Raw genomic sequence first — 12248 nt, 5'->3', positions numbered from 1 at the left:
TCTCCCTTTGGGAGAAGCTAGCCCCAAGGGCGATAGCGCAGCGTTAGCGAGTATTCGAGCGTCACGAGCGTCTTGATTTTGAATTCTGGATTCTGCATTCTGCATTCTTCTTCATCAGTAATTTACCGTAAACGAGATAAACCTGGGTAGGGAGATGCAGTCACAACGTCTCTATTGATGACAACTGCTCTAACTTTACTTTAGGCAACAGATCCTATCCGTGAATTTCTAAATGTTTGAAGGCGTGAATTCCTTAACCACCCGTATACTGAATCCGATAAATCCGATTATTGGCTTCTTCTGTTAGTAGTAGACTACCATCTGGCAACACGAGTAAACCTACAGGTCGTCCCCAAGTGGTTGGTACAGAAGGGTTTAGCAAAAATCCTGTGAGAAAATCTTCGTAGTAACCAAGCGATCGCCCTTTAGCATCGAAGGGAACAAATACAATTTTATAACCAGTGCCGCGATCGCGGTTCCAAGAACCACGAAAAGCCGCAAAAGCACCATTCTGGTATTTTTTCGGAAACGTTTTACCATCATAAAACTGCAAACCCAATGCTGCTGAGTGCGCCTGGAACAGTACATCTGGCGTTTGAGTACGGGCTACTAAATCAGGACGTTTGCTTTTGTCATCAGTCTTTTGCCGCGGATCGAGGTTGTTTGGTGTTAAATAAGAATAGGGCCAGCCGTAAAATGCCCCCTGTTTAACGCGTGTCAGATAGTCTGGAACCAATTCATCACCGATTCCATCCCGTTCGTTGACAGTGGTATAAAGTTCCTTAGTTATAGGATGAAAGTCTAAACCAACAGGGTTACGCAAGCCGGAAGCAAAAGTTTGCTGTTGGGAACCATCCAAATTCATCACCTGTATCGAAGCCCGTGGTAAGGGTTCCTCATCCACATTTGTTCCTGAACCGACTGAAACATATAATTTATTGCGATCGGGTGAGACAACGACATTGCGCGTCCAATGGTTGTTATAACCTTGAGCGGGCAAATCGGCAATTTTTTCCCCTTTACCTGTAATCTGGTTTTGGCCTTGGCTATAGGGAAAACGCACCACAGCATCTGTGTTCCCCAGAAAAAACGAATTATCTACAAAAGCCATACCAAAGGGTCTATTGAGTCCGTTTTCCCCACTAGCAAAGGTTTCTCGAACGTCGGCTATACCATCGCCATTGCTGTCACGTAACAGACGAATCCGATTTTGCCCGGTTTCAGTCACCAATACATCCCCACTGGGGGTTAAAGCTAGCCAGCGTGGCGCATCTAAACCTTCGGCAAAAACGTTTACTGTAAATCCTGGCGGTACACGCAGCACCGGGTTTTGCGGAATCGGTACAACCTCTGGCCGCTTAGAGGCACTTTCTGTTGCGAAGGGTGCTGGTAAATTCTTCAGATTGATGCGGATGGGTGTAGGTGAAAGTGCTTCAGTACGGACAATATTTTTTGGCTGTGTAGGATTCTGTGTCAGTTGGGCAGAAGGTACAGATTTTTGAGGTGTAGGATTATCTGAGTTAGCGCGAGTCTGATTACAGGCCGCTGCCAAGGTCAGTAAAAAAACTGGCAGCAAGAAACGCGCAAGGACTTTCATGGCGGTAGAAACTATACACAATTTTTTTACTTTAGACTTGAGATTAATAATTGTCGCCAGTCTAAAGTTTGATTTTTCTTAATTAGTTAAGGTACTAGAGACTGGGGATTGAGGACTGTGAAGATGAGGGGGACATGGGGAATGGGGAAGAAGCAAGGGAGCAGGGAGTAAGGGAGAAGAGTTCTCCCCTCTGCTAAAAGCACCCCGCCCCTCTGCCTCTTTTCAATGCCCAATGTTTAAACATATAAACATTTGTTAGTTAACAAAAAATTTTCAAACTCTGCTGCTGGTAAGGGACGACTAAATAGAAAACCTTGCATAGAATTACAGTTGTGTTGGCGTAAAAAAGCCAGTTCTGCTTCCGTCTCTACACCTTCGGCAACTACATCTAGATTGAGATTGTGAGCCATTTGAATTAATGCTTTAGTAATGGCTGACTTCTGTGGATCGTTAGCAACATTATGGATGAAATAACGATCGATTTTTAAGGTGTTAATTGGTAAATTTTTTAGATAAATTAAAGAAGAGTAGCCAGTTCCAAAATCATCGATCGCAACTTTCACACCCAAAGATTGCAATTTGCTCATAGTAGCGATCGCACTATTTACATCTTGCATAATCATACTTTCAGTGAGTTCTAGTTCTAAGTAATGTGCTTCCAACTCATTGACAGTTATCAAATTGATAATGTTATGAATAAAATCTGGTTGATTAAATTCAATTACTGACAGATTTACAGCAAAGATCAAGGAATTTATTCCGATATCACGCCAGCTTTTAATTTGTTGACAGACCCTTTTTAATACCCATTTACCAATAGGAACAATTAAACCTGTAGACTCTGCTAACGGAACAAACTCTGTTGGGTAAATCATCCCCAACTCTGGACTTTGCCAGCGCAATAAACTTTCAGCAGCTACTATCTTCCCAGAAGCAATATCAACTATTGGTTGATAATAAATTTCAAACTCTTGAAATTTATGTTGCTTGATAGCCCGATGTAAGCTAATTTCTAACAACTGCATCTTTGGAGACAAGTTGTTAATTACAGTCTGAGGAGATAAATACCTTTTTAAGGTAGCGTATTTTTCCAGCCTGTTCATGATGGCACTTAATAACTCAGCCCTAGTGAATGGCTTAGTTATATAGTCATCAGCACCCATATCCATACCTTGACGGAAGTCAGATTTTGCAGATTTGGCGGTTAGAAAAATGAAGGGAATTGTTGCCGTTGATGGATCTTGACGCAACGCTGTTAGCACGCCATAACCGTCAATTTCTGGCATCATCATATCACAGAGAATTAAATCGGGAACTTCGGAAATAGCCAAATTTACACCGATTCTGCCATTAGCCGCAGCAATAGTTTCAAAATCTTCAGCTTCTAGCAAATCTAAAATGTTTTCACGGACTGCTTCCTCATCTTCTATTATTAAAATTCTTGGCATAATTACCTCAATTTATATTTTATTTTTTAATGGGAAAATGACAGTAAACTTGTACCAAATTCCAGTTTACTTATTATAAAAATAAGCCTTTGTAGATATCTGTACACGTTTTTTAAAACTGCTATTCCTAATTCACTACTTAGTATATTACCGATATTACTAGCGCGATTAAAGGATTCAAAGAGATATGGTATGTCTTCTGGAATACCAATTCCCCAATATTGAATTTCAAATACTGCTTGCCCATGCTGACAAAGGAGACTAAACTTGACAATGCTATCATCTGAGGAATATTTAATCGCATTTGAGAGCAAGTTAGTCAAAATGCGTCCCAGCAGTTTTTCATCCATGCAGCAGGTTACAGAGTTATATTGACTGGTAAAATAAATCAAACGCCGATAGCCCAGATTCATCTGTACTTTTTCTAGTAATTGTCGGCTGTATTCGACCAAGTTGAAGGATGTTGGTCTATACTCTAATTTTCCCGCTTCTGACTTACCGATAATCAACACATCATTCAATATCTCACTCATGATTATGTGATAGTTGGGTGCATTCGTCTGCATCACCCTGGTATCACACTTACAATAGAAGTCCAAATCCTCCTTAGAAACTCCAATTAGGCGAACAAGTTTGCCTGTCGTATCTTTACGTACTATAGCGCGTGCTAGTAACCATTTGTACTTGAGTAATTGTCTCTCAATTAGAATCTGATGTTCTACCTCAAAGGAACCAATACTAGGTTTGTCTCTAGTTTTCTCTATTTTTTGTGCTAATCCTTGAGAGATACTTTCAGGGGTAATATTACCAAAAATCTGACCTTGGTTATCTGTAACTGGCAATAGATCACACTGCTGCTGGCGCAAACGTGAAAATATTGAGGCTATCTCCGAAAATTCTGACACGTCCAATGTCATGACCGAGGTATGCATAACTTCAAAAATATTGGCTGTTTTCAAGCTATTTCCAGAAGCTACAAGCAGTACCATCTCATGCTTGGTGAAGCACCCCACTATCTGCGAAGATGAAGAAATCAAGACACTCTTGCCCCGCGCTACCATCAGTGGGTAGGCGTAGCCCCTCGTAGATATTGCATCTAATAGTGATGTTTCCGGTACAACTATTGGCAACGAACAGTCAATTATTGACTCTAAGCTTTGTAGGCCGATAAGCTGAGGTAAAGCTTGCATAAATTTTTACGATAGCTATTATCAAACAATAGTTATCTAAAGCTGGTTATCTAAGTATTTTCTAATATTTTGACGCTAAATAAGTAGTAATATTCGGGATAAAAACACTACAAAAAGTGTGTTAAGAATTACAAACTAGCTTATATCCAGCTAGTTGAAAATGGGAATTGGGAATGGGGAATTGGGAATGGGGCATGGGGCATGGGGCATAGAGAAGAGACAAGGAAGAGACTTGTTTGATACATTCCCCATCTCCGTTGTCTCCCCCATCTCCCTCATCCACTCCCCTGCTCCCTGTCTCTTGACTAAGGACGCAGCTGCACTCGTCGTTCGCCGTAACGTAATAGCCTTTCTATGGTTACAAGCCGATTTTCCCAAGCTTTCACTTGATAGGAATTCGACTTAAGTTCTTGGCTCATCAATACCCGAAATTGAGACTGGAAACGACTTAAAGAGGCTCTCGCCACTAGTAACTTACTAGGAGAAGGGGAAGCGGCAAGCTGATTTAAAGCACTGCGTAAAACTTCTGCCTGGTTGTTAAAATCTGATATTTTCTGAGCCGGCCTTTGTACTTGGTCATTTTGGAAAATAAATTTCCATTCTCGTTGCAGCGCACTGTAACGGATGGCAGCAGTTTGAAAAGGTTGGCGGTGAGGAATCGGTTCACTTTTTGTGGATTGAACCCTACCTTGGGTACTACTAAAAACTTTTTGTAGATCGTTGTTAAAATTCTCTGCAGCAAAAAGTGCATAACCACTAACTGGCAAATCCCTTACCAATTGGAGTTGATCGAATGCCCCGATTGTTGGCAAAGAAAGTAAGCGAATTCCCGGCACTAATAAGGTAGCTCCCAATTGTTTAGATGCAATCCAGGGTTGGGCCAGTCGTTGGAAGCGAGAAGTGTCTAGAGCATAAGTCATGGGAACAATTAAATCTATATCCCCACGCCTTGCCCAAGTTTCCCAGTTTTGTTGAATTTTCTGAATCCGTTCTGCTTCCTGCAAAGGAAATACTGCAACCGACAAAATTAAATTCGGCTGCTTTTGCCTTAACTGTTGTGATGCTTGGGCGACAAAACTATCAACTTGCTCGGTGCGAAATTTTGTCCACTTTTGCCACAAATCGGCTTGACTAGGGGAAATATTCACTGGATCTACGCCAGTAAGTTGCTGAAATTGCGCTCTTGCAGCTTTGCCATAGCCATAGATTCGACCTGCTGATGGGTCTTGGAAAGGATAGCGAATGTAGTCTAGCTGTAGACCATCCACTTTATATTTAGTGACAATTTCCTCATACAGTTTGAGCAAGTACTGCCGTACTTCGGGGTTGGCTGGATCGAAAAATGGCTTACCCTGACCAACGGGAATCATGTTGCCAAGGTTATCGTAGTTTGCCCAATCGGGATGAGCCGCCAGTACTGGCCCTGGATAATTAGGATTAATGTTGAGAATTTCATTGTGACGTTGGTTCCCAGCAGCAAAAGTCCAAACCCAAGCGTGTAATTCCATGTCTCGCTCATGGGCTAATTTCACCGCCTCTTCCAATGGATCCCAGCCACGAATTAATGGGTTTTGCTCTTTTGCAACTTGGCTCGGATAAATGGTATAGCCAGCGTTAACAGTTTCAAAGAAGACGGTATTAATTCCAGCTTGGGCGAGGCGATCAAAAATCTGTGCCAGTCCCGCCTTGCTACCAGCACGAACAATTGTCCCTCGATCTAACCAAACTGCGCGAATTTCTGGTTGAGCTAGTTTCCGATCAACAGGAAACTGTTGCCACAAAGTTGTTTTAGCGATTAGCCACTGCTGACGAGCCAGAGCGTAATTTTTTTGAGCAATCAATTGAGGTAAGTTTTTGGCAATTAGCCTTGCTTGTGCCAAGGCTTGCTCTTTACTCGTGCCTAGCGATCGCAGTTGGGTTGAAGCCAATTGTAGCGGCTGCTCTTTGACACTTGAAGACTGCTTTTCCTCAGATATCGTTTCGCCAACATTGGCCGCATCGGCTAACACTGCTAAATGGGCACTTTCCACCCGACCAATGAGATTTTCTAGCTCTTGCTGGAGAGCGATCGCTTGGTTGTTGTCAATCGGCTCATTGGAGTTGGGTACCACATCTAAACGCACTGCTTCTTCCAATTGATCAATAGCCTCTTGGGAAGCCGGGGGTTTGACCATAGGAAGCGCTCTAGGGATGGGAGCAGTGGCAGTTTTAGGAGGAGGAGATGAGGGAGGTAAATTGCTCCTTTGCCCCCCTGACTCCCTGACCCCCTGCTCCCTCGGCGCAGCTGCCACAGTCGTAGAGCAATTTTGGGAACCTCCGGCTATTTTTTTCATCCGATTTGATGGTGCTGGCGCTGTCAGATAGTGATTGACAGCAGCTTTTAACCAGGCATTATCTAACTCGGCGGCTGAGGCTGTATCTGTTCCCCAACGCCAGCCCAAAAAGGTGGAACGCTCAGTTGTCACGACTGCGGCCGGATTATCTTTGGAATTCCAAACAGCAGGAGATTGAGTACCCATATCGTTAGGAATCACAACGCCGCCGCGCACTTTGCCAAAGAGTTCAGTTTGATTTGCCCATACTGGGATCTTGGTTTTTGCAGCTTGAATCTGTTCTGTTTCACTGAGGCTGAATCCCCAATAACCTCCCAATAGCGATCGCAATAACTGTCGTACTCCTGGCGATGACAAACTACCTATGGGGCCACTGGCAATCAGGCGTCCTCCCTTACTCATCCATTCTTCTAGAGCGATCGCTTGGGTTGGTGTTAATGTCTCGACATTTGGCAAAAACAATACCCGGCGATCGCCCCAATCTGCCATACTCTTGACGTCATTTAGGGGGATTACACAATATTTCACCCCTATTGCCTCTAAGCGATCGCTGATCCCTGTCCATTGATTTGCATTTTCTTGGCCATACACTACGCTTAATATGGGTTCTTCGGTTGCTGCCGTTACTGGCAAAATACTCAAAAAATTTAAAATTACAATTTCACAACTTAAAATAAATAATCTTCTAGCTTCTTTAATTTTTAAACTTATATCTTTTTGGTTTTCTTGATGCCTCACCAGTCACTCCTCATTTGATTATTAATTGAGTTATTAGTCAGAATTCATTAGTACATAATCTAGGACTCTGGCTTGATTCCTGGTAAGTTTACTGATCCTATAGCCTGAATTCCGTAAACCTAACTATTGGTCTGGCTTCTCCCAGATCAAATAGGATTCCTATAGAAGTACTTAGTGAGTTACTTTCATCAATCTAGCCTATCAAAACCAATAAAAAATGCCAAGATTGATACTCAAATTGTCACAGGCGATTCTACATAAATTGTTGGCTCTTGCAGCGTGAATTTAATTCCATTAGTAACTAGCTTTTTAGAAATTTTTTCATTTGCTAATTCCAACAAGCGTTTTCTTAACTGCAAAGAGTTCTCACTGGAACCCAAAATAAAAAATGTCACTCTTGTTCTAGTGATCTGTTTTTCTGCATTGTTGTGGGTTAAAAAAGTAATACTGGTGCTGCCTGGATCGATACCAAATAGCGAATTAGTACTTTCGACAATTACCTGTTGAACTAGAGCTTGTTCTGGGTCTTGCAGCAAGTCTAAAAAATCGAGGTAGAGCAGCACCATAACTTTCTTGCCTCGTGTAATATTTTCAATTTCTAAGTTTGCCAATATTGAATTGGGAATAATAAACAACGTACTTTTAGCCGCAGCACGAATTTTGGTTGAACGGATGCCAATTGACTCAACTCGCCCAAATAAACCTTCAGGAATTTGTTGAGATTTCTGTAAACGAATATATTCTCCAGGGACAAAGGGGCGATCTAAATACAACACAATTGTTCCCAACAACTGCTCTAGGGTTTTTTGAGCCGCAAAAGCTACAGCTAATCCACCAATTCCTAATCCAGTTAATAATCCAACTAAATTAAATTGTTGACTTTGGGCAAATGCCAGAACAGCAATAAATCCGATAATTACATTTGCAAAAGTTTCAAATACTAAAAGTAATTCATCTACTTCTCGACCAAATTTACGTAATATTTCAATTCCATATACTCGAATAAACTGTCGGAATAAACGAGAACATAGCCAAGCAATACTGACAATAACAGCTAAATCAACAATGGGAGAAATAAGTCTGTAGATAGATTCATATTCTACAATCCACGCTAAAGATAATGAAATGAGAATTAAACTACCTGTGATTCTAAATAAGTTTCTAATTGGGTCAATTAAATTGTTATAAATACTGGCTACTTGCTGCGGTGCAAAACGTCGAATAATAATTCGTAAGAATGTAGGAGTATATCTTCCTATCAGTAAAGACAGGAAAATAAAAACTAGAAAGACTCCAAGTCTAGATAGGGCTGATATTGTGCTATCACGTTGAAGAAATTCTAGAATAATCCGTGAAATATTCGTCATTATCTCTAAATTGTAATGGGCGAGTCCACATAAATTGTTGGTTCTTCTATATCAAAAGCAATACCATATTCTTTTAAACACTGCGTCATGCTTTCGGTTGCCATATTTAGCAGTTGACGACGTAATTCCATCGATACATCTCCAGAACCTAAGATAAAGAAAGCAACTTGTGCCTGGGTTTTATCTGGTTCGATGGAATTATTGACACTCTTAAAAGTCACTTCTGTATTCCGATAATCAATCCCAAAAATACCATTTGTACTGTCTAGAATAACTTGGCGAATTAAGGCTCGATCTTCACTACTGAGTGTTCGGTAGAAGGTCAAATACAGAATAGACATGACTTTCTTTGCACCAGTAAAATTTTCAATATTTACTTGAGTCAGTGAACTGTTGGGAACTATCATCACAGTTCCCTTACCGGATGTTCTAATTCGGGTGGATCTTAATCCTATAGATTCAACTCGTCCAAAAGTCCCATCGGGAAGACCAATATAATCATCAATCACGAAAGGGCGATCAAGATAAAGAACAATGCCACCCAAAACTTGTTCTAGGGTTTTTTGAGCAGCAAAGGCTACTGCTAAACCACCGATTCCTAAACTAGCTAGCAATCCTAAAAGATTAATTTGATGTGTTTGAGCATAGGTAAGAATCGCTAAAAAGATAATAATGAGATTGGCAACCCATTTGAAGAGAATGAGTAACTCACTGCTGATTTTTTGCCCAGTTTTGAAAGCAGCATTTAATAAATAGAAATCAAAGAAGTTTTGAAATAATTTAGAGGCTAACCAACTGACTGCGATCGCCAGAGTTAAACTCACAATAATTTCTAATGAGTTTGTCCACTGATTTCTAGGTAAAAAAGATGTAACAACCTCAAAAATTCCAATTACAGCTACCACAATTAATAAGTCTTCATTTGGCTTAATTAACTTTTGGTAAACATCAGTAATTTGGATAAAACCCAAACGTTTCCAGAGTAAGTTTGTCAATGAAACCATGAAACGACCAACTATGAAAATAAAAAGTCCGGCTACTAGCCCTAGTAACCCAATTTGTAAGTCTCTATTTGTAAAAATTTCTGACGAAAAAATATCCATTTCGGAAATTAATGTACAAGTTGCTATCAAGAGCATCCCAAATTGGTAAATCTACTTTCAATCTCTCTACGACACTCTGTCACCAGTTGCTAAGTTCAAACACATTCAGAAAACACGATTAATCATCAGGATTGTTACCGCTGACCATTGAAAATCAACAGGGAACAAGCTACATGATTAAATATGCAATCTTTTATGCGTAACAGCTTACAAGCTTGGTAACAAAAGCAAAGACAAAAAATATTGATGGTGGAGATTTATTCGTGTTTTTCCAAAATTGGGATGCTCCCTTGCTATCTGGCTAAACTCCTGGTATAAGTTTTCTCTAGCTGCCTTTTCCTGAGATATCCGCCCTATTTCTTGACAGATTAGATTATTAAATGATATGCTTATCTATGGTCTTAAAGACAAACTTATCACTTAAACTGTCCAAACTACTAAAATATTCTTTGGAGTGAATCTTTTAGCAGTTATTTTAATCGTTTGAATCCTGAGATAAAGATATCCAAAAATAGATGCTGGATAGATATGCTACTGCTATGATGCAGATATTTCGGATAAGGTTAAAATCAGTCATGAGATTTAATTAAGTGTAATAGTGAACAAGAAGCTTACAAATCAAAATTTGTAAACTTTGTATGTTACATCCCAATGTATGGATGCCAAAAATTTTTAGCCCAAAGAGTTGGACTAGGTAAAGTTAATTTGGTCGCTGAATCGATGAAACTTCGTATCTAGGCTATGAGCTAAATATGACTAACCTTAGAAGCTATCTATCTAAAAATTGACCACACAAACACGTGCAGTTTGTGGATTGCCCTCAATTCTATTGGGACAGTTGGCTAAAAATGGTAAGGATTTAAATTTCCCTTGTTTTTGATCAGCTTTTTACCAGAGCTATTTTTATGTTGCTAACCCTAAACTGCTGTACATACCAGCAGCAATGCCCAGTTAGCTAGCATTGGTTAGCTGATTAGCCTAATTGCCTGCACGCTATCGCTACATTTACCTGTTGATTTTTAGTCTACACCATAAGGGATCAAAAAACTAGGTTAAAAATGCGTTCTCCCAAGCACTAAGCAAGAAGGTATTGCAGAACGTAGTTAAATTGTATAGACTAAAGAGTTAACAGAATCAGTTTAAAAAATACAGGTATTGATTAAATCTTCAACTCCTGCTACTGGTAAGATTTTTGTATCTAATTTACACGCTAATTCTTCAATACTCATATCATCTAAAAATACCAATTCACCATGTTTGAGCATTACATTTGGCAGTAAAATTCCTTCTCCCAAATCTTGCCCTTGTAAGTTCAACAACAAATCATGACCAGTTAATAATCCCGTGACAGTGATACTTTGTCCCCAATAATCACTACATAAAGCACGCATATTTACTTCTAAACCTTCAACAGAATTTAAACGTTTCAAGATAGGTTTAAATGCGTTTTCTACTGCGTTGCCTACTACCCAAGTTAATTTTCTCTGAGGATAAACCTTTGGCGGTAGTAATTCTGTTGCGGCGGCTGCAAATTGCTTGATAAACAATTGAATGGAACCAACACCATTATCAATTTGAGGATACTCTTCATACTCAGATTCAGTTGGCAATTCCTCACCTGCAATCAAAAACCACTCATCGGCTAACCAAGCAACGCTGGAACCAAATTTTTGGCGAAATTGCCCTGATAGTGTTTTGACTTGAGAAATCACTTCTTTAGCTTTTTCCCTGGTTACAGGTATGAGTTCGTCTTCTTGGGGACGGAACCGTGTTAATCCGACTGGCACAACTGCCACCGATGCCACAGTAGGCACTTCACCAGTATGAAAGGATGCTAAATCTTTGAGAGTTTGCTCCAGATGTTTGCCATCATTTATACCAGGACAAACAACTACTTGAGCATGAATTTGTAGCCGCCTTTTTTTAAACCACTTGAGTTGCTCTAAGATTTGTCCCGCACGCTGATTTTTCAGCAGTCTAATTCTAACTTCGGGTTCTGTGGCATGAACAGAAACATATAAGGGAGACAAGCGCATTTGTTCAATCCGCTGCCATTCTCTTTCTGGCAAGTTGGTGAGGGTAAGATAAGAACCGTACAAAAAGCTTAGGCGGTAATCGTCGTCTTTAAAATACAAGCTGGTGCGCTTACCTGGTGGTTGTTGGTCGATAAAGCAAAATGGACAGCGGTTATTGCATTGAATTAAGCCATCAAATAAGGCTGTTTCAAATTCTAGCCCCAAGTCTTGGTCGTAATCTTTTTCGATTTCCAGACTATGAGTTTTACCAGCAGCGTCTAAAACTTCTAGTTCCAAGACTTCATCTGCACACAAAAACTGATAATCAATTAAATCGCGGGGACGTGTACCATTAATAGCAACGATCGCATCCCCGGCTTCAAAGCCAATCTCTGCGGCTATTGAGTCTGGAAGAACCTTAGTAATTCGGGCAGGATTAATTGTATTCATTGGGAAT

At 40.3% G+C, this 12248-nt stretch carries 7 protein-coding genes; all 7 read right to left on the bottom strand.

From position 1 onward, the window contains the following. Positions 1–253: 253 nt before the first annotated feature. Positions 254–1597, bottom strand: coding sequence for a PQQ-dependent sugar dehydrogenase (locus RRG12_RS24045; protein ID WP_420760918.1), 1344 nt, complete (start codon positions 1595–1597; stop codon positions 254–256). Positions 1598–1833: 236 nt separating this feature from the next. Then, positions 1834–3045 carry an EAL domain-containing protein gene (locus RRG12_RS24040; protein WP_420760917.1) on the bottom strand — a complete coding sequence of 404 codons (1212 nt, stop codon included), beginning with the start codon at positions 3043–3045 and terminating at the stop codon, positions 1834–1836. Positions 3046–3071: 26 nt separating this feature from the next. Continuing rightward, positions 3072–4235 carry an ATP-binding protein gene (locus tag RRG12_RS24035; RefSeq protein ID WP_420760916.1) on the bottom strand — a complete coding sequence of 388 codons (1164 nt, stop codon included), beginning with the start codon at positions 4233–4235 and terminating at the stop codon, positions 3072–3074. Between the two features lie 305 nt (positions 4236–4540). Then, the gene (locus tag RRG12_RS24030) at positions 4541–7309 is read right to left on the bottom strand and encodes a family 10 glycosylhydrolase (RefSeq protein WP_420760937.1); all 2769 of its coding nucleotides are present in this window, start codon (positions 7307–7309) and stop codon (positions 4541–4543) included. A gap of 230 nt (positions 7310–7539) precedes the next feature. Further along, the gene (locus RRG12_RS24025) at positions 7540–8673 is read right to left on the bottom strand and encodes a mechanosensitive ion channel family protein (RefSeq protein ID WP_420760915.1); all 1134 of its coding nucleotides are present in this window, start codon (positions 8671–8673) and stop codon (positions 7540–7542) included. 5 nt (positions 8674–8678) lie between these two features. Further along, the gene (locus RRG12_RS24020) at positions 8679–9812 is read right to left on the bottom strand and encodes a mechanosensitive ion channel family protein (protein WP_420760914.1); all 1134 of its coding nucleotides are present in this window, start codon (positions 9810–9812) and stop codon (positions 8679–8681) included. Between the two features lie 1103 nt (positions 9813–10915). Further along, on the bottom strand, positions 10916–12241 hold the full coding sequence (locus RRG12_RS24015) for a TIGR03279 family radical SAM protein (protein WP_420760913.1): 1326 nt from the start codon (positions 12239–12241) through the stop codon (positions 10916–10918). Positions 12242–12248 lie beyond the last annotated feature (7 nt).

The organism is Nostoc sp. CALU 546, from assembly GCF_048836525.1.
This window is presented reverse-complemented; position numbering and strand designations above follow the sequence as displayed.